The 25,880-nt window shown below is 62.2% G+C and carries 23 protein-coding genes, 1 tRNA gene, 1 pseudogene and 1 riboswitch; of the genes and pseudogenes, 10 read left to right on the top strand and 15 right to left on the bottom strand.

The window, feature by feature from the left end; translation table 11 throughout:
- Together ACE04I_RS25545 and purU are read right to left on the bottom strand one after the other, a co-directional pair.
- On the bottom strand, window positions 1-1,315 hold a 1,315-nt coding region (locus tag ACE04I_RS25545; protein WP_487207750.1), incomplete at its 3' end, for a phosphotransferase.
- A 75-nt stretch (window positions 1,316-1,390) separates the two neighbouring features.
- Entirely contained in the window at window positions 1,391-2,281 is an 891-nt protein-coding gene (gene purU, locus ACE04I_RS25540) for a formyltetrahydrofolate deformylase (protein WP_487207753.1), read from the bottom strand.
- A 296-nt stretch (window positions 2,282-2,577) separates the two neighbouring features.
- Here purU and ACE04I_RS25535 point away from each other — a divergent pair, with 296 nt between their 5' ends.
- The gene (locus ACE04I_RS25535; RefSeq protein WP_487207749.1) at window positions 2,578-4,404 is read left to right on the top strand and encodes an alpha/beta fold hydrolase; all 1,827 of its coding nucleotides are present in this window, start codon (window positions 2,578-2,580) and stop codon (window positions 4,402-4,404) included.
- Here the strand turns inward: ACE04I_RS25535 and ACE04I_RS25530 are convergent.
- From ACE04I_RS25530 to ACE04I_RS25510, 5 genes are read right to left on the bottom strand one after another with little or no spacing between them, the layout of a single operon-like run.
- Window positions 4,375-6,804 (bottom strand): beta-mannosidase, encoded by a 2,430-nt coding sequence (locus ACE04I_RS25530; RefSeq protein ID WP_487207748.1) that lies wholly within the window; start codon window positions 6,802-6,804, stop codon window positions 4,375-4,377. The two genes, ACE04I_RS25535 and ACE04I_RS25530, sit on opposite strands and share 30 nt — an antisense overlap.
- Window positions 6,801-7,784, bottom strand: a complete 984-nt coding sequence (locus ACE04I_RS25525) for a DUF1839 family protein (protein WP_487207747.1) — start codon at window positions 7,782-7,784, stop codon at window positions 6,801-6,803. The genes ACE04I_RS25530 and ACE04I_RS25525 overlap by 4 nt, the downstream gene beginning before the upstream one ends.
- A gap of 4 nt (window positions 7,785-7,788) precedes the next feature.
- Window positions 7,789-8,697: an amino acid--[acyl-carrier-protein] ligase gene (locus ACE04I_RS25520; protein WP_487207746.1), complete on the bottom strand. Its 909-nt coding sequence runs from the start codon at window positions 8,695-8,697 to the stop codon at window positions 7,789-7,791.
- A 35-nt stretch (window positions 8,698-8,732) separates the two neighbouring features.
- Window positions 8,733-9,914: an acyl-CoA dehydrogenase family protein gene (locus ACE04I_RS25515; RefSeq protein WP_487207745.1), complete on the bottom strand. Its 1,182-nt coding sequence runs from the start codon at window positions 9,912-9,914 to the stop codon at window positions 8,733-8,735.
- Entirely contained in the window at window positions 9,914-10,165 is a 252-nt protein-coding gene (locus tag ACE04I_RS25510; protein WP_487207752.1) for an acyl carrier protein, read from the bottom strand. The genes ACE04I_RS25515 and ACE04I_RS25510 overlap by 1 nt, the downstream gene beginning before the upstream one ends.
- Before the next feature lie 167 nt (window positions 10,166-10,332).
- A riboswitch (TPP riboswitch) is annotated at window positions 10,333-10,444 on the top strand.
- 97 nt (window positions 10,445-10,541) lie between these two features.
- Here ACE04I_RS25510 and thiC point away from each other — a divergent pair.
- Genes thiC through ACE04I_RS25485 form a run of 5 tightly spaced genes read left to right on the top strand, consistent with a single transcriptional unit; the run spans window position 10,542 to window position 14,943 of the window.
- Window positions 10,542-12,350, top strand: a complete 1,809-nt coding sequence (gene thiC, locus ACE04I_RS25505) for a phosphomethylpyrimidine synthase ThiC (protein ID WP_487207744.1) — start codon at window positions 10,542-10,544, stop codon at window positions 12,348-12,350.
- Between the two features lie 4 nt (window positions 12,351-12,354).
- The gene (gene thiO / locus ACE04I_RS25500) at window positions 12,355-13,407 is read left to right on the top strand and encodes a glycine oxidase ThiO (RefSeq protein ID WP_487207743.1); all 1,053 of its coding nucleotides are present in this window, start codon (window positions 12,355-12,357) and stop codon (window positions 13,405-13,407) included.
- Complete coding sequence (gene thiS / locus ACE04I_RS25495) at window positions 13,340-13,537, top strand: sulfur carrier protein ThiS (RefSeq protein WP_487207742.1); 198 nt, start codon at window positions 13,340-13,342, stop codon at window positions 13,535-13,537. The genes thiO and thiS overlap by 68 nt, the downstream gene beginning before the upstream one ends.
- A 3-nt stretch (window positions 13,538-13,540) precedes the next feature.
- Window positions 13,541-14,314 carry a thiazole synthase gene (locus tag ACE04I_RS25490; protein ID WP_046796810.1) on the top strand — a complete coding sequence of 258 codons (774 nt, stop codon included), beginning with the start codon at window positions 13,541-13,543 and terminating at the stop codon, window positions 14,312-14,314.
- The gene (locus tag ACE04I_RS25485) at window positions 14,311-14,943 is read left to right on the top strand and encodes a thiamine phosphate synthase (protein WP_487207741.1); all 633 of its coding nucleotides are present in this window, start codon (window positions 14,311-14,313) and stop codon (window positions 14,941-14,943) included. The genes ACE04I_RS25490 and ACE04I_RS25485 overlap by 4 nt, the downstream gene beginning before the upstream one ends.
- Before the next feature lie 604 nt (window positions 14,944-15,547).
- Here ACE04I_RS25485 and tig read toward each other — a convergent pair.
- Window positions 15,548-17,026 (bottom strand): trigger factor, encoded by a 1,479-nt coding sequence (gene tig / locus ACE04I_RS25480; protein WP_046797197.1) that lies wholly within the window; start codon window positions 17,024-17,026, stop codon window positions 15,548-15,550.
- Between the two features lie 141 nt (window positions 17,027-17,167).
- Window positions 17,168-17,252, bottom strand: a tRNA-Leu gene (locus ACE04I_RS25475).
- Between the two features lie 720 nt (window positions 17,253-17,972).
- On the opposite strand from ACE04I_RS25475, the gene ACE04I_RS25470 reads away from it, so the two are divergent.
- The 3 genes from ACE04I_RS25470 (at window position 17,973) to trmFO (ending at window position 20,115) form a co-directional block, all read left to right on the top strand.
- Window positions 17,973-18,119 (top strand): DUF1127 domain-containing protein, encoded by a 147-nt coding sequence (locus ACE04I_RS25470; RefSeq protein ID WP_082118527.1) that lies wholly within the window; start codon window positions 17,973-17,975, stop codon window positions 18,117-18,119.
- Window positions 18,120-18,398: 279 nt separating this feature from the next.
- A complete protein-coding gene (locus ACE04I_RS25465; RefSeq protein ID WP_082118520.1) occupies window positions 18,399-18,542 on the top strand; it encodes a DUF1127 domain-containing protein in 144 nt (47 codons plus the stop codon).
- Window positions 18,543-18,690: 148 nt separating this feature from the next.
- Window positions 18,691-20,115: a methylenetetrahydrofolate--tRNA-(uracil(54)-C(5))-methyltransferase (FADH(2)-oxidizing) TrmFO gene (gene trmFO / locus ACE04I_RS25460; RefSeq protein WP_046797199.1), complete on the top strand. Its 1,425-nt coding sequence runs from the start codon at window positions 18,691-18,693 to the stop codon at window positions 20,113-20,115.
- A 2-nt stretch (window positions 20,116-20,117) separates the two neighbouring features.
- Here the strand turns inward: trmFO and ACE04I_RS25455 are convergent, their stop codons facing one another.
- From ACE04I_RS25455 to yajC, 4 genes are all read right to left on the bottom strand, one after another.
- Window positions 20,118-20,585 (bottom strand): hypothetical protein, encoded by a 468-nt coding sequence (locus tag ACE04I_RS25455; protein WP_046797200.1) that lies wholly within the window; start codon window positions 20,583-20,585, stop codon window positions 20,118-20,120.
- A 77-nt stretch (window positions 20,586-20,662) separates the two neighbouring features.
- Window positions 20,663-21,517, bottom strand: coding sequence for a phytoene/squalene synthase family protein (locus ACE04I_RS25450; protein ID WP_046797201.1), 855 nt, complete (start codon window positions 21,515-21,517; stop codon window positions 20,663-20,665).
- 10 nt (window positions 21,518-21,527) lie between these two features.
- Entirely contained in the window at window positions 21,528-21,914 is a 387-nt protein-coding gene (locus ACE04I_RS25445; protein WP_046797202.1) for an Mth938-like domain-containing protein, read from the bottom strand.
- Between the two features lie 93 nt (window positions 21,915-22,007).
- A complete protein-coding gene (yajC, locus tag ACE04I_RS25440) occupies window positions 22,008-22,364 on the bottom strand; it encodes a preprotein translocase subunit YajC (protein WP_046797203.1) in 357 nt (118 codons plus the stop codon).
- Between the two features lie 200 nt (window positions 22,365-22,564).
- Here yajC and ACE04I_RS25435 point away from each other — a divergent pair, with 200 nt between their 5' ends.
- On the top strand, window positions 22,565-23,437 hold the full coding sequence (locus ACE04I_RS25435; RefSeq protein ID WP_046797204.1) for an ATP-binding protein: 873 nt from the start codon (window positions 22,565-22,567) through the stop codon (window positions 23,435-23,437).
- A 62-nt stretch (window positions 23,438-23,499) separates the two neighbouring features.
- On the opposite strand, the gene ACE04I_RS25430 is transcribed toward ACE04I_RS25435, so the two are convergent.
- Window positions 23,500-25,107 carry a LysM peptidoglycan-binding domain-containing M23 family metallopeptidase gene (locus ACE04I_RS25430; RefSeq protein WP_082118521.1) on the bottom strand — a complete coding sequence of 536 codons (1,608 nt, stop codon included), beginning with the start codon at window positions 25,105-25,107 and terminating at the stop codon, window positions 23,500-23,502.
- Window positions 25,108-25,239: 132 nt separating this feature from the next.
- Window positions 25,240-25,872 (bottom strand): annotated as a pseudogene (locus tag ACE04I_RS25425) (protein-L-isoaspartate(D-aspartate) O-methyltransferase); the annotation flags it as partial.
- Window positions 25,873-25,880 lie beyond the last annotated feature (8 nt).

Genomic DNA, 25,880 nt, shown 5'->3' with positions numbered 1-25,880 from the left:
CTGTCCCGGCAGGAACGCACACATCGATATGCAGCGCGAAGTTTTCCGGCCGGCTGCGGGTATTCGTCTTTGTGCGAGACAGCCGGAATTCGCCGTAGCGGGTGCTGCCCATGCCGGTTTCCCACGCGACATGCGCAAGCAGTTTCCAGTCGATGTCCGGCTCGGCCCAGTTTCCTTGCCGGAAATGTGCGCTGGTCATGCCGAGATCGACCAGCCGTATGCGGTCGGGATCGATTTCCGGCAGCAGCCGCCCGATAACCGGCATGGTCTTGGCTATGCCGCAGGCATCGAGGATGGCCGCGCTCATCAGGGCGGGCGAGGCTTCCGCGACTTTCGCGAGAAGGCTCCGCCTTTCCTCTGCCTCTGCCGCCGCCTCGTAGCTTTCCGGATCGGCCGCGTGCCTGTGCTCCGCAGTCGCGGCCATCAGGGCGATGCGGATGACCACCAGGGGCCACAGGGCCTCCAATTCCGCCTCCGTCAGCGGATAAAGCGCATGATAGGCGCGCGCCGCCGGCAGGATGGAGAAGGGATTGCCGCCATTGCGCTGAAGCAGGAAAGCGCAGCTCGCGGCAAGACCCGCCACGAGCCAGCCGCGGTCAATGCCGGTGAAATCCGTCAATCCATCGGGGCGCCAATCCCCTTCCCTTGTATCTCCCACCACCGACAGGCCGGTGAGGCTCTGATGGGAAGGCTGGACGCGCAGTTTCGCTCCGAGCGGCTGAACGCGCCTGAGGGATGTGACCATGGCCTTGGCAATCATGTCGCGCGCCGAATGGTCCTCGACGGTGGACAGAAGCTCGACCACCAACGGTCCGGCGCGCCGCAGATCGAGTTCCGGCACGCGGTCGAGCACGGGATGTTCGAAGCCTTCGAGGCTCTTGGTCAGCGCCGCCGAGAGCGTGCCGAAGGCGGCGATGGCCTCCTCGGAGAAGGGGCCTTCGAGGGGCGGAGGCGCGCCGTCGAGAAAGGTGAGGAGGCGTACCCGATATTCCTTATCGGCAAGGGAAAGCCGAACCACATCCCCATTTTCCCGTGCGGCGACCGGCTCCGGCACTCGCGGTCCATCCGGACTGCGGGCGACATGCCGCATCAGCGCATGTTCTCCTTCGACATCCTGTTCAGGATCGTCGGCGGGCGCTGCCTTCAGGAGATAGCGCATATGGCCGTTGTCGATCAGGAAATAGGGATGCCGTCTTCCGGCGATCGAGTTTATCGTGCCGGAAAGCCCATAGTGGTCCCTGAGCACAGCCTCCACCTCTTCGGCCGATATGGTTCGGCCGTCAGTTTCGCCATCGACAGGAAAGGCATCGGACATGCACCGCTCCGGAAACAAATGTTCCCGGAGAGGATAGCGCGCCGCAACCGCGCGTCCATAGCCCTAAGCGGTCTATCAGCCCATGCGTTCGGAGGCGTAGCTTCCAGGGCTCGGCGGGAAGACGACGGTGCGGTTGCCGTTGATGAAGGTGCGATGGTGTATATGCGCATGGATGGCGCGGGCGAGTACCTGGGCCTCCACGTCGCGGCCGAGCGAAACATAGTCATCGGGCGACTGCGCATGGGTGATGCGCACCGTGTCCTGCTCGATGATCGGGCCTTCGTCCAGATCGGCCGTGACGTAGTGCGCCGTGGCGCCGATCAACTTCACGCCTCGCTGATAGGCCTGCTTGTAAGGGTTCGCGCCCTTGAAGCTCGGCAGGAAGGAATGGTGGATATTGATGATCCGGCCCGACATTTTCGCGCAGAGCTGGTCGGAAAGCACCTGCATGTAGCGGGCGAGCACGATGAGTTCCGTGCCCGTCTGTTCGACCAGATCCAGGAGCTGGGCTTCGGCCTGCGGTTTGTTTTCCTTCGTCACCTTGACATGGTGGAAGGGAATGTCGTGGTTGACGACGACCTTCTGATAATCGAAATGGTTGGAGACGACGCCGACGATCTCGATCGGCAGGGCGCCGATCTTCCAGCGATAGAGCAGGTCGTTGAGGCAGTGGCCGAAGCGCGAGACCATCAGCAGCACCTTCATGCGCTCGGCCGCGTCATGGATGTCCCATTCCATGCCGAATTTCTTCGCGACGGGCTCAAAGCCCTCGATCAGGGCGGGGCGGCTGACGCCCTCCTCGGAAATGAAGGAGACGCGCATGAAGAATTTGCCGGTGTCCAGATCGTCGAACTGCGAACTATCGATGATGTTGCAACCCTTCTCCGTAAGGTATCCGGAGATCGCGGCCACAATGCCCCTGGTGGACTTGCAGGTTACGGTCAGAACGTAATTCATCTTCGTCATCATTTCCCTCGCCACTTTTTCCGGCCGCATGATGTATACATGAACGAGGCGCCAGGGAATATCCGGCGCCTCAATCTCTCCTCGTCGGTCTGAGCTTAGGGAAGGGCGCCGAAAATTCCGTTCCCGTTGCGCCCTTCACGTGCGCATCCCCGTCGCGCCTGCCCTTACGCCGGACGTGGCAGCAGCGATTCCGGCACACTCTAGGTGGAAACCGCAAATTATTGCGGGCGCCTTAAGGCTTTGGCAGCGAGATTGGCGTATTCGTCGGCGATCTCTTCTGATCTTTCGGCGACATCATGGCGGACGTCCGGAACACTTCCATTCCCTCGGCTATCTTTCGGCCAGCTGCCGAGCCGGTCACGTTCGACGGGACGGTCGGCCTTTTCTCCAGCCTCCGCCCCGGCGCCGATCCCTCCTCTTTTGCCGTGCTTTTTGCCAGTCCATGGGGCCTGGAGGAGATGTGTACCCGCAAGTTCTGGCGCATCATTTCCGAAAAGCTCGCCGATCATGGTATCGCCAGCCTGCGCTTCGACTATCCCGGCACCGGGGACGCGCTGGACGAGGTGGATTTCGAAAGCGGGCTTTCGGTCTGGTCGGATAGCCTCATTGCGGGGGGCGATCAGTTGAAAGCACTTTCCGGCTGCGAGAATATCGTCGTCATTTCCCAAGGGCTTGGCGCCGTCATCACTGCCAGGGCTGCGGCGGACCTGCCGGGATTGGCAGCGATTGCCTTTCTGGCTCCCGTCGTTTCAGGGCGGCAACACCTGCGCGAGCTTGCCGTCTGGTCGAGGGTCGTCGATGAAAATCTCGGACTTTCGCAGGAGCAGCGCGTCAGTGATCGGGTGTCCATCGCTTCGTTCACTATGCCTTCCGGAGTGGCGGAGGAGGTGCGCAAGATCAATCTGACGGCACTCGATAATTCCCCTGCGCCACTTGCTCTCGTGGTGGGCAGGGTTGATCGGCCCGCCGACAGGGAATTCGCCGCCCGGCTGCAATCGCTCGGCATCGAGGTGACGGAGCAGGTGTTCGAGGGATATGACCAACTCGTCTCCAATCCGGCGATCTCCAAACTGCCGCTTCGGGCCGCGGATCGCCTTGTCGATTGGGTCGCATCGCTGCCGTCGACAACGGGGCAAAGCCCAGTCAGTCCGCCGATGGCCTCGGCCAAGCCGCTCACCGGAGACGGGTTTCGCGAGCTTCCTGTCCGCCTTGGAAAGGGCGATCGGCTTTCCGGGGTGGTCTGCGAACCGCTGCAACCCCGCATGGGAGCGACGGTGCTCTTTCTCACCTCCGCCTATGACCGGCATGCCGGCTGGGGCCGAACGACGGTGATGATGGCCCGCGCGCTTGCGCGCTCCGGCATTGCCTCTCTGCGCTTCGATACGGCCAATGCCGGCGACAGCCCGCCCGTGCCGGGCCTGGCGGAGCAGGTTCTCTATAATTCATGCCAGAATGCCGATGTCTCGGAAGCGATCGACTATCTGGAAAGCCGCGGTCTCGGCCCGGTGGTCGCGGCCGGCCGCTGCAGCGGCGCCTATCTCGGTCTTCAGGCGGCGCTCACGGATGCCCGTATCGTCGGCGTGGTGTCCGTCAATCCCGCAGTCTTCCGCTGGCGGCCCGGCCGCTCCGTGGAAGAGGCGATCGTCAAGGGCACACGGCGGCTGGAGGACTATGGGCAGCGGGTTCTGCGGACGGAGACTTTCCGCCGTCTGCTGCGCGGCGAGATCGATATCCGGCGCGCCGGCGTGAATATCCTGAAAGGCGTCAGCGGCAGGATAGCAAACAGGCTGCTTCATGCATTCCGCGGCATTCTGCCGGAAGGACAGGCTATCTATGCCATGTTCCGGACGTTGCGGCAGCGGGGTGTGCCGGTCGCACTGATCTACAGCGAAAACGATCTCGGCCTGGAGCAGCATGATTTCTATTTCGGCCATGACGGAAGCGGCTTTGCGCGGTTCCCGGACGTCACCTCCACCATCATTCCGAATGCGGATCATAATCTGACGCCGGAGCACGCGCGGGCAGCCTATCTCAAAGCTGTCGAGGAGATGGCATTGCGTGTCACACGCAGCCGTCGCCCGGAGGATGAAACATCAGAACGGGACGGCCCTCTCGCCGCCTAGCGCCCGAACGGTGCCGGATGGCCGGCCCGGCGCGGTTCCCTCGAGGGCAGTCAGCCTCACCCGCCTTGTCTCGCCCGGCGCGAGGTGAAACCAATTGTCAGCGGCGCGGAAGCCCGGCGCTTCGATCGCCACGGATTGTGCCAGGCAATTCGTCGAAAGTTCCAGCCGGTAGCCCTCTTCATCCTCCGTCAGCGTGGTTTCAATGACGGCATCGTGGAAGGCTTCTGCCCTGCCGAGCGGAAAGTGGAAGGCCTCGGCGATCACCTCGCCGGTTTCCGCATGTTTCAGCCGCGAGACCGTCAGGTCATGAGAAGGCGGGCCGAAACGATAGGCATAGTTGGTGTCGAAGAAGGCGCCGAAAAGATCGGTGGCGGCGAATGTGCGGCTGTTTCGCGGATCAACAGCCAATTCGCGCCGGGCGGAAACCACAGGCATCTTTCCTTCGCGCAAACACGAGATTTCCAGAATGGCTGACAGGGAAAATGCGGTTTCGTTGATGAGATGCAGGTCCAGGCCGTTCGTTCCTTCGTCCGCGAGGATGAGCTGAATCGGCCGGAAGGCACGTTTGAGGGCGTACCAGGCGGGCTTCGGCCGGCCGCCGACATCGACCACGCCCCATCCGGGTCCAGGCATCACGTCCTGAAGCGTGAATGTCAGCGCGCCGTTGCAGGTTGAGCCCGGCCGCCGCCATTCGGCAAAAGCTGTTTCCATCACTTCGCCCGTCACGACGCGGGAAAGGGCAAGATAGCGTTCGAAATCATTCTCCCGAAGCTTTTGCGGGTCCACGCCGTATAGAAGGCCGAGATAATGGTCCCGCACATCCTCGAAATCCCAATCGGCGCCCGAATCACGCGGAATTCCTTCCTTCCCACCTGCGAGCGTCTCCGTGGCCGAGAGATTGGAGAAGGCAAGGCATTCTGCCGCGAAACGGATGTTTGCGCGGCGGGCATCTTCCAGCGGGCGCTTGTAGGCGCCAACGCCGTAATAGTGAGCGATTCCCGCGTTCGGATAGAAGGGCAGAGCGCCGCCATAAGGAGAATTCGGCACATAGGGGACATCCGGCCGCTTCTCAGCCGCGATGCCGGCCAGAATTTCCTCACAGAGCGGTCCTTTCCAGATGCGTTCCGGCAGGCCGAGCATCGCTCCCTGCTGATGGATCTCGCTGCCGCCGCAGAGCACGGCAAGCGATGGAGACGCTTGCGTGGCGGCAAGAAACTGCTCGGCTTCGGTTTTCACGTGAATCACGAAATCCGGATCGCCCGCCGGATAATCGAAATTGGCGAACATGAAGTCCTGCCAGACCATCAATCCAAGTTCATCGCAGAGCGCGAAGAAATCCGGCGTTTCATAGGCCGCTATTCCGGGAATGCGGATCATGTTCATGCCGGCTTCCTTTGCCAGCCGCAGCCAGGGCTCGTAGCTCTTGCGGTCACCGGGAAGACGGACGATATCGGCGGCCGTCCAGACCGAGCCGCGGCAGAATATCTTCTCGCCATTGAGGATCAGGCCGAAGCTCTGATCGTCTTTGCCGCGATCGACCTCGATACGGCGAAAGCCGGTGCGGCAGAGAAGGCGATCGGCGCCGTCGACCCGCAGCATCACGTCATAGAGGTTCGGTTCGCCATGGGTATGCGGCCACCAAGGTTTGATATCGGGAATGTGCAGCTCGGCGGAATATCTTCCCTCGGTTGCCGTAAAATGCGTTTCGCGGCCGTCGCAAGCCAGACGAAAGTCCCTGACTGAGCCTTCATAGACAAAGCTGACCTTGAGTATGCCCGTCCCGTCTTCTGCAAGCTTTGCAGAAACGATGGGAGAGGAGGTAAAAGCCTGCTTCCGGATCAGCTTGACTGGCCGCCATGGACCAACGGCATGTATTTCCGGGCACCAGCCGGGCATGAAGCCGAGTGCCGTGGTGCGGATGAGCCGCAGCCCCTGCGCATTCATGAGCCGTGGGCGCCAGCGGGCGCGAGGACCGGTGCGTTCGAGGTGCGGGCCGAGTGCTCGAAAGCAAACGGCCAGTTCTTCTCCGCCCGCCAGCACAACCGGGACGTCATGCGCCTCGAACATGCTTTCCGAGGAGAGGATTAGTTTTCCGTCGAGAAAGGCCTCCGCCACCGTGGCCAGTCCCTCGAAATGCAGGATGGCCGGTCCCACCGCCCCATGCGGCAACCGGAGGCGATACCAGGCGTCCTTCCCCGTCAGCGGCTCCGGTCGGTTACGATCAAACCGGCCGATCGCGTCCAATGCGGCGGCAACTGTGCCCGGTACGATGGCCGGAATGGCATCGAGCGTTGCGGGAAGCTCGGCCGGCCCGGAAAATGCGCCGGGCGCGGTCAGCACGAGCGACCAGCCCTCGTGGAGAAGGCTGGTTTCGGCATCGATCGGTGAAAATCCGCTCACGCCGCCTCGCGGGTACCGTCAAGCGCTAGCGCCATCTCGGCCATCAGACTGTCCCAGGCTTCGGCTGCCGGATCGAGCGCGGTGGCGAGCGGTTCGAATTTCCGGCGCGTGACCGCGCGGGCGAGCTGGAACTGCGTGGATTTGGCAATCTCGGCGATCCGCAAGGCCCGCTCCTCGGCGGTCGCGAAGGCTTTTGGGTTCAGCCAGGTGAGGTGGCTTGCCAGAAGCTCGAAATTGGCGCCGAACTGGCGCAACGTGTTGAAGGCGTATTTGTGGAAGAAGCCGAAATCGCGTTCCGCCACGCGCTCCACCTGGTCCGGAAAAACCTCGGCAAAGGCGCGGATCGGGTTTTCCGCCGGGCGGCGTGCGAAATGGTGGCGCAGAAGCCGCCAGGCCGTCTCGCGGATCGTCGCCTCTTCGGGATAGATTGCTGGGAATTTCGCAAACTCCGTATAGGGCAGGAAGGGCAGCGCGTCCGGGCCGGCATTCATTTGGAAGAGACCGTCGAAATCCTCTCCGGAAAGCTGAAAGAAGCCGGCATTATGGAAATAGTCGAGTTCGCGCCCTTCGAGATCGAGCCGATTGATTGCCACGGTGGTCTTGCCGTGCTCCTGGCGGTAAGTAAGGCCGCGCGTGTCGGGCAGGTGGAAGCTGTCCAGCTCCATGAGACAGAGCCGGCCGCGGGCGATCTGTTCCAGGACATGGCCTTCCGGCCGGTCGAAGATCGCGAGCTCGGTCACGCGGATGCCGAACAGCGTTTCGAGATCCTCCAAGGGCACCTTGAAGAAGGTGGCCTGATCGCCCTCGAAATCCTGTGCCACGGTAAAGCCGAGCATGGCTTCCGGCGGCAGTTTCTGGACCGAAAGCACTTCGATCCACAGATCGACATAGCAATTGGTTTCCGGCCATATGCGCTCGGTCGAATGCAGCCCGTGCGGCCGATAGTTTGACGGATCGAGCCCCGGGAAAACCGTGGTCATCGGCTTAACCCCACAGCGCGGCGCGGACGTCTTCCGGCCACTCTTTCGTCTTGAGGCCATGGGTGTGGAAGAGCGCGAGCGCGATGCGCTCCAGTCCGAAGCCGACACAGGCGGTATGGGCGGTCGAGCCGTCTTCCAGATAGAGGCCCCATTTCGTGCCGAAGGCATCCTGATGATAGTTGAAGCTCATGCAGGCGGTGGGCTTGGCGGTGGAGGTAATCGGGATCAATAGCTCGAATTTCAGGTTCTGGTCGCGCTGGTTGTTGGCGAGCATCTTGCCGGCGCGGCCGAAGAACGGGTCGTTGGCAATGTCGATCGTCACCTCGAGCCCTATCGATTTCATCATCTCGACGCCGCGGTCCATCCAGCGCTGGCGGAAATCCGTCACCTGGGCCTCGGTGCCCATGCAGACATATTCCCGCATGCGGAAAAGCTGCTGGCGGGCCGGGTCCTTGGAGGGCTCGTGGCGGAAGCAATAGCTCTGCAGGTCGAAGAGCCCGCCGGCGGCAGGCAGTCTGCCGCGTCTCGCCACCGTCGGATAGAGGGGGTAGCAGGCAGCCGGCGTCAGCACGATATCGGTCGCCTCCTGCCCCTCGGTCCAGTCCTCGCCCACTTCCATGCACTTCAACAGGCCCATGTGGTCGAGTTCGTTGCCGCAGAATGAATGCACCGTGCCGGCGAGCTGCGGAAAGCTCTTCATATAGCCGCTGGTCTCGAAATAGGCGCGGTTCATGCCCGGCGGAAAGCGCATCGCTTCGGCTCCATCGCCACCGCCGATCTTGTCGATCAGCCGTTCGAAGGCGGCGATCACCTCTTCGAATTCGCCGCTGCGGCCATAGAGACCATCGACACCGGTATCGATCAGCAGCCCGGCTTCGAAGAGACGGTCGAGAAAGGAAACTTGCATATCCATGGTTTCATCTCGTTATTGGGTGCGCAGGATGGGCGTCAGCCTATGAGGCTGGTGTCCGGTTTCTGTACCAGCAGCATGGTCGACGTATTGCCGAGAATGCGGTCGTTGGAGATCATCAACTGCGCCGAATGGGCGTCACGCAGATGCCGGCCGAGGCTATAGGGCGTGCCGTTCTTGTAGCCCATGATGCCGCAGATCATCATCGCCTGGTTGATGATGGTCAGGATCATCTCCGACGAGGCGAGCTTCACGTTGTTCATGGCGATCGCGAAACCCATGGAGGAAAGCCGGTCCGGATCAGCCTTGGCATCGGCGTAGGCTTTCAGGCCCGAAAGCAGGTTGGATTTCAGGAGCTGCAGCAGGTTCGAGGCTTCGGCGAGCCGAAGCGCACCGGGAGGCGTCTGGCCGTTCGCCTTGCGGGCGGCGGCGCGCACGAAGGATTGCGCCCGGGCGACCGCGTCGGCGGCAATCCCGTACCACACCGCGCTCCAGAGAAGGTGGGAGCTTGCGAGCATGCTCTGCGCGGCGATCTCGGCGAAAGGCTTCGGGAACATCTGTACCGCCGGAGCTTCGCCCTTGAAGAGGAAGCCGTCTGAACAGGTGCCGCGCATGCCGAGCGTGTCCCAGTCGACGGTCTTTTGAAGCGTGTACTGACCTTTTCTGAAAACAGTCATCACCTGGTCGCTCGGCGCGGCATCCTTGTGAGCGCGCGAGGTGATCATGATCGCATCCGCATGGGCGCCATAGGAGATGACGGTCGCGTCTTTTTCGAGCCGGCAGGTGTCGCCGTCGATCTCGATCGCGCAGATGGAATTGCGCAGATTGCCGCCGATGCCGCCCTCAGTCGTCGCCGAGGCGATCAGGAGCTGCCGGCCGGCGAGTTCGCGCATGAAATCTACGTGCCAGGCGCTTTCCCCGCCATGCTCGACGAGGCTGCAGAGCTTGATCTGGTGCATGGCGAAAACCATGGCGCTTGCGGCGCAGGCCTGGCCCAGAATGGAACAGACCTCGGCGATTTCGATCATGGTGGCACCTTCACCGCCATGGGCGAAGGGAACCTGGATGCCGAGCAGCCGTTCGGCCTTCATCGCGTCGACCGCCTCGTGCGGAAAACGCCCTTCCACATCGACCCGGTCTGCGAATTCGGCCGCGATGGCAGCGACGCGATGCGCCCTGCCGCCGAGGCTCATGTCAGTGGCGACGGCGGCGGACGTCATCAGGCGACCTCGCGGGCTTTCAGGATCATCGAGACTGTCTCTTCGATCGCCGCAATGCTGGTGAAGGACTTGCGGTTCAGGAGATTGTCGGGAAATTCGATGTCGAAGGCTTCCTCGATGCCGAGCATGAGCTGCACGGAGGCGAAGGAGGAAAGGCCGGCGGCATAAAGATCGGCGCTGTCTTCCAGTTCGGTAACGGCTACCGGAAGGCCGCCCAGCCGTCCCAGCAGTTCGCGAATAGTCTGGTTCATCATGAAATCCCCGAGAGTTTTGCTGCGCTCATCGCTGACCGCCATGTTTAAGCGGGAAAGCGTAATAATCGGCTAAGGAAGATGGTGAAGCCGAGGCTGCGGGATTCGATAGAATCCGATTCTTTCGCTTGCGCTTGACAAGTGCCGTGGTCGGGTTTTTGATGTGCACCATTCACCAGGGGGGTCCCGGCAAGGGGCTGAGATACTGCTAGAGCGCGCAGTGACCCGTTGAACCTGATCCAGTTCATACTGGCGTAGGGACGGTGCGAACGCTGAATGCGCCCATGGCGGGATTCCGGCCACTCGGCTCAAGGCGTTTTTCCATCATTCCAACACCGGACTGGGTCTCCAAACGTCAAACCTTGGAGCCTTGCCCATGAATATCGTCACCCCCAAGCTTACTCCGGTCGTCACCACCGGCCCGCTTCCAGCTTCTACGAAAGTCTTCAAACCCGGCACCATCCATCCGGATATCCGGGTTCCCATGCGCGAGATCGCGCTGCATCCGACGGCGGGCGAACCGCCGGTAACGGTCTACGATTCTTCCGGCCCCTATACCGATCCTGCCCATGCAGTGGCTATCGAATCCGGTCTGCCGCGGCTTCGCGAAAGCTGGATCAAGGCGCGCGCCGATGTCGAAAGCTATGAGGGCCGCCTGGTTAAGCCGGAAGACAACGGCTTTGCCACCGGCGAGCGGCTGACGCCGGAATTCCCGGTCCGCAATACGCCGCTCAAGGCGAAGGAAGGCAAAGCCGTAACCCAGCTCGCCTATGCGCGGGCCGGCATCATCACGCCGGAAATGGAATTCATCGCCATTCGCGAAAACCTCGGCCGTCAAGCCGAAAGGCAAGCTCTGGAAAGAGATGGCGAAAGCTTCGGCGCGCATATTCCGGATTTCGTGACGCCCGAATTCGTCCGTCAGGAAATCGCGAGCGGCCGCGCCATCATTCCGGCCAACATCAACCATCCGGAAACCGAGCCGATGATCATCGGCCGGAATTTCCTGGTCAAGATCAACGCCAATATCGGCAATTCGGCCGTCACCTCCTCCATGGCGGAAGAGGTCGAGAAGATGGTGTGGGCGATCCGCTGGGGTGCGGATACGGTCATGGATCTCTCGACCGGCCGCAACATCCACAATATCCGCGAGTGGATCATCCGCAATTCGCCGGTTCCGATCGGCACGGTGCCGCTCTACCAGGCGCTGGAGAAGGTGAACGGCATCGCCGAGGATCTGACCTGGGAAGTCTATCGCGATACGCTGATCGAGCAGGCCGAACAGGGCGTCGATTACTTCACCATCCATGCGGGCGTGCGGCTCGCCTATATCCCGCTCACCGTCAATCGCGTCACCGGCATCGTCTCACGCGGCGGCTCGATCATGGCCAAGTGGTGTCTGCATCACCACAAGGAGAGCTTCCTCTACGAGCATTTCGAGGAGATCTGCGATATCTGCCGCGCCTATGACGTCTCCTTCTCGCTCGGCGATGGCCTGCGTCCCGGCTCGATCGCGGATGCAAACGACGCGGCGCAGTTCGCGGAGTTGGAAACGCTTGGCGAGCTGACGCAGATCGCCTGGGCAAAGGATTGCCAGGTGATGATCGAAGGCCCCGGCCATGTGCCGATGCACAAGATCAAGGAGAACATGGACAAGCAGCTCAAGGTCTGCGGCGAGGCGCCCTTCTATACGCTCGGGCCGCTAACGACCGACATCGCGCCCGGTTACGACCATATCACCTCCGGCATCGGGGCGGCGATGATCGGCTGGTTCGGCACGGCGATGCTTTGCTATGTCACGCCGAAGGAGCATTTGGGCTTGCCGGACCGCGACGACGTGAAGGTCGGCGTCGTCACCTACAAGATCGCGGCGCATGCGGCCGATCTCGCCAAGGGTCATCCGGCGGCGAAGGTCCGCGACGATGCGCTTTCCCGCGCGCGTTTCGAGTTCCGTTGGGAGGACCAGTTCAACCTGTCGCTCGATCCGGAAACGGCGCGCTCCTATCACGACGAGACCTTGCCGAAGGAAGCGCACAAGGTCGCGCATTTCTGCTCCATGTGCGGTCCGAAATTCTGCTCCATGCGGATTTCCCACGATATCCGCGCGGAAGCCCAGAAGGAGGGGCTGGAAGCGATGGCCGCGAAATATCGTGACGGCGGCGATCTCTACATGCCGGTGGAGCAATAGGCGGATGCGCCTGCTTGTAAAAGGAGCCGGCGTCGCGGGATTGACGGCGGCCCTCGAGCTTGTCCGCCGCGGCTTCGCCGTCGAGGTGGCGGAGAGGCGGAGGACGGTCGGGCTCGGCGCATCTCACTATGCCGGAGGCATGCTGGCTCCCTATTGCGAGCGGGAGGCCGCAGAGGAGGCGGTGCTGACGCTCGGCATCGATGCCGCGCGCTGGTGGGAAGAGGCTCTTCCGGGCGAGGTGGTCCGCAACGGAACGCTTGTCGTGGCTTCGGGTCGCGACCTGCCGGAGCTCAATCGCTTCGCGGCCCGCACGCGCGGCTGCTGCCGGGTGAGCGCTGAAGAGATCGCGGCTCTGGAGCCTGCCCTGGCCGGTCGTTTCCAGCATGGGTTGTTCTTTGCCGAGGAGGCGCACCTCGACCCGCGCCGCGCGCTGAACGGTCTTTATGAGATGCTGACGGCACGCGGAGTCGCTTTTCATTTCGGGAACTTGGGGCAGCCGCAGGAAGGGCTGTTTTCTGCGGTGCTGGATTGCACGGGGCCGGCGGCAATCGCGACCCTTCCTGGCCTGCGCGGCGTCCGCGGGGAGATGCTCTATCTGGAAACGCCGGATGTCCGGCTCTCTCGGCCTGTCCGTCTGCTCCATCCACGCCATCCGGTCTATATCGTACCGCGCGGCGATCACCGGTTCATGATCGGCGCGACCATGATCGAAACCGAGGACGAGGGGCCGATCTCCGCGCGCTCCCTCATGGAACTTCTGAATGCCGCCTACGCGGTGCACCCGGCTTTCGGCGAAGCGCGGGTGATGGAGACCGGGACGGGCGTTCGCCCCGCCTTTGCGGATAACCTGCCGCGCGTGGTCGAACGTCCCGATGGGTTAGCGATCGCCGGAATGTATCGCCACGGCTTTCTCCTAGCGCCGGCAATGGCCGGGCAGGCAGCCGATCGGCTCGAACAAAGATTGCGTCCAGCAGGAAAGGAACTTAACCATGCGAGTGCTCATCAACGGGGAACAGCGGGATTGCAGGAGCACGACGCTCGCCGACCTTCTCCATGAACTCGAATACGAGGGAGAATGGCTGGCGACCGCCGTCAATGGCGATCTAGTCCATAGGGAAGATCGGTCGCGCCATATCCTGGGCGCGGGCGACCGGGTTGAAATACTTTCACCCATGCAGGGAGGATGATCCGTGCTTTCGCTTTATGAAACCAAACTCTCGTCGCGCCTATTGCTAGGCTCTGCGCGCTATCCTTCTCCAGCCGTCCTGGCGGAGTCCGTGCGCCGGTCGGGAACGGAAGTCGTCACCGTTTCGCTCCGAAGGGAAATGGCCGGGGGCAAGGCCGGTGGCGCCTTTTTCGAGATGATACGCTCGCTTGGCGTGCGCATTTTGCCCAACACGGCTGGCTGCCACACCGTTGAGGAAGCGGTCCTGACAGCCCGAATGGCGCGGGAGGTGTTTCGCACCAATTGGGTCAAGCTGGAGGTCATCGGCCGCCACGACAATCTGCAGCCGGACGTCTTCGAGCTCGTCGAAGCGGCGCGCACGCTCTGTGAGGAGGGTTTCGCGGTCTTTCCCTACACGACGGACGATCTCGTCGTGGCTGAAAAGCTGCTGGATGCGGGCTGTGAAGTTCTTATGCCCTGGTGCGCGCCGATCGGAAGCGCGGCTGGACCCCGTTCCCTATCAGCCTTGACGGCGATGAGAGCGGCTTTTCCGGGCGTTCCTCTGATCGTGGATGCCGGCATCGGCCGTCCCTCCCACGCCACAATGGTGATGGAGTTCGGCTATGACGCGGTCCTCCTCAATACCGCGGTTGCCGGAGCAGGAGATCCGCCCGCGATGGCGGAGGCTTTTTCCCGCGCGACCATGGCAGGCCGGCAAGCCTTCGAGGCCGGAATGCTGGAGCCGCGCGAAATGGCCGTGGCTTCGACCCCGATCGTCGGAAAGGGCGTGTTCGCATGAAGCTTGATCCCTTCTATCTGATCGTCGATAGCGCCGATTGGGTTGCCCGGTTGGTCCCGCTGGGCGTCAAGCTGGTGCAATTGCGGATCAAGGATTGTCCGCCCGCCGAGCTTCGGCGGCAGATCCGCCAGGCGAGGGAAACCTGCGCTGCCCACGGCTGCCAGTTGATCGTCAACGACTACTGGCGCTTGGCGATCGAGGAAGGCTGCGATTTCGTCCATCTGGGGCAGGAAGACCTGGCGGAAGCAGATCGCGATGCCATCCGGCGGGCAGGGCTCAGGCTCGGGGTTTCGACGCACGACCAGACGGAGCTCCAGACGGCGCTTTCCGCCGAACCGGATTACCTGGCGCTCGGTCCCATCTGGCCGACCATCCTGAAGCAGATGAAATGGGCTCCACAGGGATTGGAGCGGATTTCGGCCTGGAAAGCGAATATCGGTCGTCTGCCGCTCGTGGCAATCGGCGGGATCACGGCAGAGCGCGCGCCGCTGGCGTTGGAGCGGGGAGCCGACAGTGTGGCGGTGGTGACCGATATCACGCGCCATGCCGATCCGGAGGGGCGGACACGCGAATGGCTTGCCGTGACCGCCCCTTGGCGGGAAAAAGGAATTTCGGTGAGCGCCGGTTAGCCCTGAACTGCTCCAGAGGTGTTTTACGGGGACGAAACCCCACCCCACCTTAATCGCATCAATCACTTGTCACCTTTCTCATCCCCGCCCTCTCCAACCATGCCTACAATCGTCCCGCTTCCGTCGCCGGAGTGTTTCGCGAGACGTTCGCGGGCAGGCGGAGGCCGGCGCCCTCATCGGAACCGTAACGTGCGGGAAAGGTGAGGGAGGTGAAAGCCATGGGAGACGGGCCGAAAGGCAAACCCTCCCTATCAAGCCTCCCCCTGGCCGCCAGGCCAGGTTCGGTTGAGCCGTGCAAGTGGCCTGAAAGGGCCACGCAGCGAGGCGAGGCTATCATCTGTAGGGGCCGGAAGCCCCGAGAGAACGCCGAAGGCCACGCGAATGCGGAGCCACTGAACTAAACAATTGCGAGGTTCCGCATTCGTGTGGGCTCTCCGGACCGCTCTTTGAAACCGCAGGCGCGTGCGCCGTGCGGATATGAATCCTGCCACGCTTCCGGATGCACAATCCGGGAGAATATGACCCTGCCCCGCGAGAACTTCGGCCATGAAAAAAGCCGGGACGTTTCCGGCCCGGCTTTCCTGTTCGGTGAATGACCCGAAGGTTATTCGGCGCTGTCCTCAGCGGCCTTCTTCTTCGGCGCGGCCTTCTTCTTCGGAGCAGCTTCCTCGCCTTCGGCGGTTTCGGCCTTGGCGGCAGCCTTCTTCTTCGGCGCGGCCTTCTTGGCCGGCTTGTCGCCTTCTTCGCCCTCTTCGTCGGCGAGCAGCTCTTCCTTCGTTACCGTCTTGTCGGTCACGTTGATTTCGGAAAGCAGCTTATCGACGACCTTCTCTTCGAAGATCGGAGCGCGCAGCGAAGCGGAAGCACCGGGCGTGTTGCGGAAGAAATCGAGGATTTCCTTCTGCTGGCCCGGGAACTGCTGGAGCTGCGCATAAAGCGCGCGCTGCATTTCCTCTTCGGTCACTTCCACGCCGGCCTTTTCGCCGATCTCGGAAAGAACCAGGCCGAGACGGACGCGGCGCTCGGCGAGCTTGCGGTATTCCGCGCGCGCCTCTTCCTCGGTCGTCTCCTCGTCCTCGAAGGTCTTGCCGGACTGCTGGAGATCCGTGTTGATCTGACGCCAGATGTTCTCGAACTCGGCGTCGACCAGGCCCTGCGGGGTGTCGAACTTGTACATCTCGTCGAGCTGGTCGAGGATCTGACGCTTGACCTTCTGGCGGGTGATGTTGCCGTACTGGCCTTCGATCTGGCCGCGGACGATCTCCTTCAGACGATCGACCGATTCGATGCCGAGCTTGGAGGCGAGTTCGTCGTTGATCTCGATCGCGCCCGGAGCGGCAACGTCCTTGACGGTGACGTCGAAGGTAGCCTCCTTGCCGGCCAGGTTGGCGGCCGGATAATCTGCCGGGAAGGTGACCGTGATGGTCTTCTCGTCACCGGCCTTGACGCCGACGAGCTGGTCTTCGAAGCCGGGGATGAAGCGGCCCGAGCCGAGAACCAGTTCGGCATCTTCGGCGGTACCACCGTCGAAGGCGACGCCATCGACCTTGCCGAGATAGTTCATGGTGACGCGGTCGCCGTCGGCGGCCTTGCCCTTCTTGGTCTCAAAGGTACGAGCGCTTTCGGCGATCTTCTCGATCTGCTCGTTGACTTCGTCATCGCCGATCTCGACGACTTCGCGTACGACCTTGAGGCCGTCGGTCGACTTGAGCTCGATCGGCGGGATGACTTCATAGGAAAGCGTGAATTCGAAATCGGCCTGGGCGTTCAGGATCTTTTCGGCTTCGGCCTCGTCCTCGGTCATGGAGATCGAAGGCTGGGTGGCGGACTTCTCGCCGCGCTCCGAGAGGATCTTGGTCGGGCGCTCGCGGACGATCTCGTTGACGAGGTCGGCCATGATCGACTTGCCGTACATCTTCTTCAGATGCGCGACCGGCACCTTGCCCGGACGGAAGCCGTTGATGCGGACCTTGTCCTTGGCGTCGGCCAGGCGAACGTTGAGCTCCGCTTCCATATCCTTTTTCGGGATAACGACCTTGATTTCGCGCTTCAGCCCTTCAGCGAGCGTTTCGGTAACCTGCATGTCTATACCTTCATATCGTGGCGGCGGTGCTCAGACAGCCGTTGTTTCATCGAGCACGACGCCGGAACTAGTGACCGGTCGCGGTCTTCTGGAACGCCGGTCGCAACCGAAAATCGTTCGCAACTGCGCTCCCGGCGGCTCTGGTGCGGGTAGAGAGACTTGAACTCCCACGCCTTGCGGCACCAGAACCTAAATCTGGCGTGTCTACCAATTTCACCATACCCGCGCTCCAAACCGCATCGAAAACCCTCGCATCGAGGCCTTCCGGAGCGCGCGTCTCTATATCACCCGTTTCGGCGAGCGCAAAGGGAAAATGACGGTTTTTTGGCACCGGCGGAAAGGCAGGAAAGAAGCACCTGCGAGAACCGCATTTCAACCCTGTTTTGCATAGCCGCCCGCAATGCTCGCGTTAACTTTTTATTTATTTCTAAAGTTTAACATCAAGCTCACGGAATTGCCATGCGGCGGCTGCATGTCATCCGGGAGGATCTTGCTCTGCACAACCACCGACTACTTCCCTGATTTTTGCATGAGGCGGGCCGAAACATCGGCAAACCGAACGGCGGGGTGGCAGTCCGCCGCATTGAAACTGCCCTCGGATTTTCCGAGTATTCGGAATTCGGATTGCGCCCTCCTCCTCCCAGCGCATTCCGATCAAGACTGGCGATCCTCCTCCTCCCAAATCGCCAGTCGTTACGCGTAACGCCCACCGGATCCTCCTCCCCCGGTGGGCGTTATCTTTTCTCATCATCCTCCCATTTCCGCTTGGCCCCTGCCCAGACTTTAACCAATTGGTCATAACTGCGACCTGTGGAATGCATTCCGTGCATAGGTGGCATACCGAATGGGCGCTGTTACTCCTTCGCGGCGCAACATATATAGCCGCCATGAGATTGAAGCCGGCGCCAGAAAGGCTGCCGACCACTTGGAAAAGAAGAGGCAGACCATGAACATCGCACGCTCTTTCAACAACTGGCGCAAGTATCGCGAGACCGTATCCGAACTCGGTCGCATGACGGACCGCGAACTCAACGATCTCGGCATCGGCCGCGCCGACATCCGCCGCGTTGCTCGCACCGCCGTCGGTTTCTGATCGATACAGCCATCAGGCTTGAAGAAAGCGCTCCTCTCGGGGCGCTTTTTTATTTGCGCGCTCGGCTGTTGTCGCAAAAAACACCGCAAACCATTGTGCGACATACTTCGGCAGGCGCTGCCGATAATTTATTCAAAGGCGCAAATTTCACCAATCCCATGCACATTTGCATGGCAGTCGCATATTTTTTGCACTGCACTCTCTTATTATTCGGTTGTATAAGGACGCCATCGCCGATGTCGATAACGAGCATCGGTTGGAGTTCTTGAGGAAACAAAGATGAACCCGCTTCGCATGGCAAAGGCCTGGATCAGCTACAGGCGGACTGTGAACGAACTGAGCAACCTGTCCAATCAGGCTCTCAGCGACATCGGTCTGACCCGTTACGACATCCGCCACATCGCAGCCCGCTCCTTCCGCTAATCCGTTTTGACGGACGGCGCGGAGCAAGACCGCGACCGGAAGGTGCCGTGGTTGGCAAAGACAGCAGATGAATGATGTAAGACGGCACCTTCGGGTGCCGTTTTGATTCCGGTTGGACGCCTCGCGGCACCCATGGTATTGAGCCGCCATGACGAAGAACAGCTATTCTCCCATCCATATCATCGGCGGAGGCCTTGCCGGCTCGGAAGCTGCCTGGCAGGTGGCCGAGGCCGGAGTCCCGGTCGTCCTGCACGAAATGCGCGGCGTGCGCGGCACCGATGCCCACAAGACCGACGGGCTTGCCGAGCTTGTCTGCTCCAACTCCTTCCGCTCCGACGATGCGACCGCGAACGCCGTCGGCGTCATCCATGCAGAAATGCGGCTGGCCGGCTCGCTGATCATGGCGTCGGCCGACCGGAACCAGGTGCCGGCCGGCGGCGCGCTGGCCGTGGACCGCGACGGCTTTTCCGATGCGGTGACGGAGGCGATCGAGAAGCATCCGCTGATCACCGTGGTCCGCGAGGAGATCGTGGGGTTGCCGCCGAAGGAATGGGATCTTGCGGTCATCGCCACCGGCCCGCTCACCTCGCCTGCCCTGGCGGCGGCGATCCAGGCCGAGACCGGGGAGGACCAGCTCGCCTTTTTCGATGCGATCGCGCCGATCGTCCACCGCGATTCCATCGATATGGACATCTGCTGGTACCAGTCGCGCTATGACAAGGTCGGGCCCGGCGGCACGGGCAAGGATTACATCAACTGCCCGCTGGACGAAGCGCAGTACAACGCCTTCATCGACGCGCTGATCGCCGGCGATACCGTCGGCTTCAAGGAATGGGAAGGTACCCCCTATTTCGACGGCTGCCTGCCGATCGAGGTGATGGCCGAGCGCGGACGCGAGACGCTGCGGCACGGCCCGATGAAGCCCATGGGTCTGACGAATGCCCATAACCCTTCCGTCAAGCCCTATGCCGTCGTGCAGCTCCGCCAGGACAATGCGCTCGGCACGCTCTACAACATGGTCGGCTTTCAGACGAAGCTGAAATACGGCACCCAGGCGGAAATCTTCCGCATGATTCCGGGCCTGCAGAATGCCGAATTTGCAAGGCTCGGCGGCCTGCACCGCAACACCTACATCCATTCCCCCATCCTGCTCGACAAGACACTGACGCTGAAGAGCAGGCCCGGCTTGCGCTTTGCCGGTCAGATCACCGGCTGCGAAGGCTATGTGGAGAGTGCGGCGATCGGCCTTTTGGCCGGGCGTTTCGCAGCCAGCGAACGCAAGGGCGAAACACTTGCTTCTCCGCCGGTCACGACCGCCTTCGGTTCCCTGCTGGGTCACATCACCGGAGGACACCTGGTTTCCGACGACGAGCCGGGCAAGAGGTCCTTCCAGCCGATGAACATCAATTTCGGGCTTTTCCCGGAACTGCAGCCGGGATCGATCGTCAAGCCGGAAGGCGTGAAGCGCTTCCGCGGCAAGGACAAGTCGATCATGAAGCGCCAGCTCCTCGCGGCCCGCGCGCTGCGGGACTGCGCCGCCTGGCTGGGACACGAGGTCCGCGCGGCGGGCTGAGATCAGGCGCGGTCGGCGGCCGGTTCCTGTTTTTCGGCCTCCCGGTCTTCAGGGCTCACGTAATTATCGAGCAGCCAGAGCGAGACTTCGGCTGCTTCCTGCTCGGTGGCGAAGACGTACTCGCCGTTCTGGCTGCGAACATCCAGGAAATCCACGGAAAAACCCTTGGGATTGCCGGAGGGCGTCACCCGCACGCGGCCGGGCTGGATAACATGGCAGGCGTAGTGCTTGCGATGGTTACGCATGATCCCGGTCTTGCCGTCATAGAGCCGCACGAAAACCGCGCCGCCATCAGCCGTCACATGCAGGGCACGTATCGCCTCATTGGGAAAGGCCCGGCCGAATTCCAGTATCGCAAGGCCGGTGTCCTGGCTGCTTTCCGTTCTCTCCAGCCGTGCCATGCGCGAAGCATAGAGCGCCAAAAGCACGACCAATCCGAATACGATCGACCATACGACGACGGGACTCACGGGCTCCTCCCTTAGAGAACGGCACTTTAGCGTCCGCCATCATTTATCGCACGAGGCTTGCGCGAATGTGGTGTCTGTCAGAGTTTTTTCGCAACAATCGCCTTCAGGAGACGAAGCTGGCGCCGCCATTGCGGCTGCTGGAGGTTCGTTTCGAGCACCTTGGCACCCTCTCGGGCGGCCCGCCGAAGCGCCGGCTCCGCCAGCGCGACCGGCAGGAAGGCGGCGAAGACGGAGGCAGGAACCGGGCCGGCGCGCCGAGCCTTGGCAAGATGCTCCAACCCCAGACCGGCAAAAGCTTCTATCGCAGCGGAAATCTTCGCCTTCTCCTCGCCAAGAAGAAAGGCGTCCCGGTCGAGCCCGGTCGCAGCGAGTATATCGAGCGGCAGGTAGAGCTGCCCGCGGCGGCGATGGATCGGCATGAGCAGCAGCAGCCCCGCGATCGCCTGCGCCACACCGGCATGTCCCGCCGCTTCGGCCGAACGCGCCGCATCGGCCGGTGACAGGATCAGACTTGCAAGCTGGATCAACGCAGAAGCGGTCTCGCCGGCATAGCCTTCCAGCGCGTTCCGATCTGTCAGCGGGTCGTCGTAGAGATCGAAGATCCGACCGTCGATCATGTCGATAAGCGTCTGGCGCGGCAGGCGGTGGGTCTCGATCGCCGAAAGCAGCCCTGCGGCTACTGGATTTGCCGAACTTTCGCCATGAGACGTGCCTTCGAGAAGATCGCGCCACCATTGCAGCCGGATTTCCCCCGGCAAGGGTTCGCGCGCCACGTCCCGCACCCGGGCGATCTCCGCATTGAAGGCATAGAGCGCGGCGAGAGCTCCACGCTTTTCCGTTGGAGACAGAAGGCAGGCAAGATAGCGGTCGCGATCGGTCTCGCGAAGCGTCGCAAGGCAGATATCGGCGTTGTCCGTGGCCGTGTCGGTCACCGGCACCTCGTCAGACGGCAATCAGGGCAGCGGCAACGGCGCGCGATTCCGACAGCATGATGTTGTAGGTCCTGACCGCAGCCCCCGTGCTCATGGGGTCCGATGCTATTCCACGTGCCTTCAGGGCCGCCTTGAGCGCCGCCGGAAGCGGCTTCAGGTTCTGTCCGGTGCCGACCAGAAGCACTTCGATCTCGCCGGCATCCGCCAACACCTTGCCGAAGGCGTCGACCGTCAGCGGCTCGCCCTCCTTGATATCCCAGCCATGAACGCCGGAAGGCAGGCAGAGCAACGAGCCCTTATGGGACATATCGGCGAAGCGAAACCCGCCATTGCCATAGGCGTCGATCGGAGCGCGTCCGGGAAAATGGGCGTCCCGGATTTCGATGCCTCTCGCCATGCCCTTAAGCCTTCTCGAAAAATCAGCTCAGAGCCGCCGCGGCGGCTCTTGGAAAGGCGGGGCATGTCTTCCGCGACACGCCCGCCGCCATCATCAGGAAGCAGCCGCTTCGGTCTTGACCGGCTCGCCCTTCACACGGACTTCCGCGATATAGGCGCGCACGGCGCGGACCTTGACGCCTTCGGCGATTTCAACTTCCAGCTCATTGTCGTCGACGACCTTGGTCACCTTGCCGGAAATACCGCCGCCGAGTACGACCTGGTCACCACGACGGATGGCGGAGAGCGTTTCCTGGCGCTTCTTCATCTGAGCGCGCTGCGGACGGATCAGGAAGAAGTACCAGACCACCATCAGCGGCGCGAACAGGAAAAGCATTTCGAGGCCGGAGCCAAACGCCGAGCCACCCGGGGCTGCGCCTTCGGCCTGGGCGAATGCTTCAGTAATGAACATAGAGAACTCCATATGGTTGCCGGGTCCTCTCCTCGAGCCCCCGCTTCAAGCCGCCGGAATATAGTTGCCATGGCCCGGAATGCAACAAAAACAGGTAGTCCGCAGTACCAAATCCACCTCTCTCAGACTTTCCGGTTGAAAACGTGCATGTTACCGCAGCAGCCACACGCCACAGGTCCCGTATGCCAGGAGATACGACGATGAACGACGAGATGAATACGCTGCTGCTTGCCGAAGTCCGCCGGCTGGCGGATGCGCTCGAACGTCTCGCCGGCCCTCCTCCCGCCGTCAACGACTGGAACGCCGCCGACTGTTTCGTCTGGGTGCCTGCCAACCTGCGCCTGCAGCCGGTGCCCCGGCCGAACCGCGTGGCCTTGAAGCTCATCCGCGGCGTGGACCACGTGCGCGATATCCTGCACGAAAACACGCTACGCTTTGCGGAAGGCTTTGCCGCAAACAACGTGCTCCTCTGGGGCGCCCGCGGCATGGGCAAGTCGTCCCTGGTAAAGGCCGTGCATGAGGATGTCCGCGCTGCGACCCGCGTGTCGCTGAAGCTTGTCGAGGTGCATCGCGAGGACATCTCCTCGCTGCCGGAACTTCTGGACATCCTGAAAGCCTCCGGCCACCGGGTCATCGTCTTTTGCGACGACCTTTCCTTCGATCATGACGACACGGCCTATAAGTCGCTGAAGGCGGCGCTCGACGGCGGCATCGAAGGCCGGCCGGACAATGTACTCTTCTACGCGACTTCGAACCGCCGGCATCTGCTGCCGCGCAACATGATCGAGAACGAACAATCGACGGCCATCAATCCCTCCGAAGCCGTGGAGGAAAAGGTATCGCTATCGGACCGCTTCGGCCTCTGGCTCGGTTTCCATAAATGCAGCCAGGATGATTATCTGACGATGATCGACGGCTACGCCGACCATTTCGAACTCGGTCTCGACCGCGAAACGCTGCACGCGCAAGCGCTCGAATGGGCAACGACCCGCGGCGGGCGATCCGGACGCGTCGCTTGGCAATATATCCAGGATCTGGCGGGCCGGCTCAGAAAGCCTCTGCCAAAAGATTGAACCTAACGCGAAAAAGCCCGGCAATGCCGGGCTTTTCCTCCGTCCCCTTGAAACGCACTACATTATTCAAGGAAGCTGATCGGGTTGACCGGGGTCGCGTCCTTGCGGACTTCGAAGTGAACCTGCGGGCGCTTGGCGTCGCCGCTCATGCCGGATGCTGCGATCGTCTGGCCGCGGGTCACCTTCTGGCCGCGGCTCACGTTGAGATTGCCGGCATGGCCATAAACCGTGACCTTGCCGTCGTCATGGCGCACCAGAACCGTGTTGCCGAGCTGTTTCAAGCCATTGCCGGCATAGATGACGACGCCGTTTTCGGCGGCCTTGATCGGCGTACCTTCCGGAACCGAGATATCGATACCGTCGTTGCGGCTGCCGTTGACGTTTTGGCCGAAGCCCGCGACGACCGCGCCGCTGACCGGCCAGCGATACTTGCCGATGCCCGTGGATGACGGTGCGGCGGCGGTTATGTCGGACTTCGTCGTGACGTCCGAAATCGAGGCGGTCTCGACCGGCGCTTTTGCCTCGGCGGGGGTCTGGGCTGCCTGAACAGGAGCCTCGGCGGCCTTCGGCATCGCCGCCGGCTTCTCCGCGGCGTTCTGCGGAATGGAGGCCGTCCTGACGGGTTCATTGGAGGCGGAACCCGCACCCGGCATCCGCAGCGTCTGACCCACGCGGATGCTTTCCGCGCTGAGGCCGTTGGCAGCCTTGAGATCGGCAACCGACACGCCGGTCTCGCGGGCAATCTTGTTGAGCGAATCTCCGGGCTTCACCACATAGCCGCCCGTCGGCGGAACCGGCTTGCCGCCGGAAGGCGGCGTCAGCTTGGCGGCCTCACCCTGAAGCTTGTCGCGAGCGGCCCCACTCGGCAGCACGGCAACCTTCTGCTCCTGCTGCTGGGCCGGCGCAGGCGCCTTGTTCTGCAGGTCGATATCGGCGGCAGCCGTCTTCGCCGAATTGCGGGCGGGACCGAAAGTCGGAATGGTGACGATCTGGCCGGGCGCCAGCTTGCCGCCGTTGGCTTTCAGAATTTCCTTTTCCGGGACACCATAGCGCGAGGCGAGTGTCGCCGAAGTTTCGCCGGGACGCAGGGTTACCTGCGGAGCGTTGACCGTCGACCAGCCGGACATTGGCCTGGTCGCGCCGGTGGCGATCGCATCCGGCGGCTGGCGAGGCGCGGCAGCATTGGAGACACCCTCCTGTCCGCCGGGGAACGGCTGACCGAGCGCTTCACGCCGCTCAGCCGGCGCAGCATCGCGGGCGGAGGCTACAGGCGAAGGAGCGGCGAGTTCCGTGCGCTGTACGGCAACCGGAGCGGATGCCACACGTGCCGGCGAAGCGTTGTAGCCGCCGGAGTTCGGATAAGCCTGACCATAACCCGGAGAAGGCGAACCATAACCGCCCTGCGGAGCAGCTGACGCCATCGCGCCACCGGTGTTGACGTCACCGCGCGGGACCGGCACCTCGCCATGGGCTCCTGCGCCGTTGCGCTGGATCGACGCGGTGGTGATCTGGTCCGAATTGGAAAAGACCCCGGCAAAGCGCGACGCATCCGAACTGCATCCGGCCGCCGTGCTGGCCAACAGCGCAGCCACCGCAAGCTTCGCTGTAGATTTTCCGATTCTTTGGGAACCCTTCATACGCATGACTCGACCTACACATGACGCTACCATCTTGTGGGCGATTAAAGCGCGTTAGTCTTACCGGCCGGTTAAAGCGAAGGGATTGCAGAGAAATTTTTGGCAAATTGATAACCATGACACCGGACGAGCCGTACCGTCATGGCACGAAAGCCCTACATCTGTAGCGGCTATGTGGGGCACGAGCGGAAGATAGGGCACGGGGAAAAGGTCTTCCCGCTCGAAGCGGCTGCCCATCTTGGTCAGGCGCACCATGAGGCAGTTTTCCTCATCGACCATCAGCGGCGCGATCATCGAACCGCCATGCGTGAGCTGGTCGGCATAGAATCGCGGCATCGCGGTAAATGCGCCCGTCACGAGAATGCGGTCGAATGTCCCCTCGCCCGGCATGCCGTTCACCCCGTCCGCCTGGCGAATAACCACATTGCGCAAGCCCAGCGCATCCATGCGGGCCTGTGCGCCGGTGACGAGCGTGCGGTAACGATCGACCGTCAGCACTCGCTCGGCGCGCCTGCCCATGACCGCAGCCGTGAAGCCGCTGCCGGTGCCGATTTCGAGTACGCGATGGCCGGGCTTGACCTGCAGATGATAGAGCAGTCTGACGGCGAGATCGGCGCCTTCCATGAAGGCTCCGCAATCGATCGGAATGGAGCGGCTGGAATAGGCTTCCTCGGCGAGCGTGGGAGGAACGAACTGCGAGCGCGGCGTCTGTTCGACGGCCGTCAGAAGATCGAGGTCGGAGATACCTTCCGCCCGGAGCCGCAGCACCAGCGCTGCAAAACCCTCTTTCTCGACCATTCCCGATT

Source organism: Rhizobium moroccans, assembly GCF_057559155.1.
Note: the sequence above shows the minus strand (reverse complement) of the source record. Positions and strands in the feature narration are given on the sequence as shown.

Bases quoted from the DNA above. Each gene is read 5' to 3' on its own strand.
- thiS (WP_487207742.1), top strand. From the start codon at position 13,340: ATGCGAGTGCTCATCAACGGGGAACAGCGGGATTGCAGGAGCACGACG.
- ACE04I_RS25520 (WP_487207746.1), bottom strand. From the start codon at position 8,697: ATGGATATGCAAGTTTCCTTTCTCGACCGTCTCTTCGAAGCCGGGCTG.
- ACE04I_RS25525 (WP_487207747.1), bottom strand. From the start codon at position 7,784: ATGACCACGGTTTTCCCGGGGCTCGATCCGTCAAACTATCGGCCGCAC.
- ACE04I_RS25510 (WP_487207752.1), bottom strand. From the start codon at position 10,165: ATGAACCAGACTATTCGCGAACTGCTGGGACGGCTGGGCGGCCTTCCG.
- tig (WP_046797197.1), bottom strand. From the start codon at position 17,026: ATGCAGGTTACCGAAACGCTCGCTGAAGGGCTGAAGCGCGAAATCAAG.
- ACE04I_RS25485 (WP_487207741.1), top strand. From the start codon at position 14,311: ATGAAGCTTGATCCCTTCTATCTGATCGTCGATAGCGCCGATTGGGTT.
- ACE04I_RS25515 (WP_487207745.1), bottom strand. From the start codon at position 9,914: ATGACGTCCGCCGCCGTCGCCACTGACATGAGCCTCGGCGGCAGGGCG.
- trmFO (WP_046797199.1), top strand. From the start codon at position 18,691: ATGACGAAGAACAGCTATTCTCCCATCCATATCATCGGCGGAGGCCTT.
- ACE04I_RS25465 (WP_082118520.1), top strand. From the start codon at position 18,399: ATGAACCCGCTTCGCATGGCAAAGGCCTGGATCAGCTACAGGCGGACT.
- ACE04I_RS25430 (WP_082118521.1), bottom strand. From the start codon at position 25,107: ATGGTAGCGTCATGTGTAGGTCGAGTCATGCGTATGAAGGGTTCCCAA.
- yajC (WP_046797203.1), bottom strand. From the start codon at position 22,364: ATGTTCATTACTGAAGCATTCGCCCAGGCCGAAGGCGCAGCCCCGGGT.
- thiC (WP_487207744.1), top strand. From the start codon at position 10,542: ATGAATATCGTCACCCCCAAGCTTACTCCGGTCGTCACCACCGGCCCG.
- ACE04I_RS25435 (WP_046797204.1), top strand. From the start codon at position 22,565: ATGAACGACGAGATGAATACGCTGCTGCTTGCCGAAGTCCGCCGGCTG.
- ACE04I_RS25445 (WP_046797202.1), bottom strand. From the start codon at position 21,914: ATGGCGAGAGGCATCGAAATCCGGGACGCCCATTTTCCCGGACGCGCT.
- purU (WP_487207753.1), bottom strand. From the start codon at position 2,281: ATGACGAAGATGAATTACGTTCTGACCGTAACCTGCAAGTCCACCAGG.
- ACE04I_RS25470 (WP_082118527.1), top strand. From the start codon at position 17,973: ATGAACATCGCACGCTCTTTCAACAACTGGCGCAAGTATCGCGAGACC.
- ACE04I_RS25535 (WP_487207749.1), top strand. From the start codon at position 2,578: ATGGCGGACGTCCGGAACACTTCCATTCCCTCGGCTATCTTTCGGCCA.
- thiO (WP_487207743.1), top strand. From the start codon at position 12,355: ATGCGCCTGCTTGTAAAAGGAGCCGGCGTCGCGGGATTGACGGCGGCC.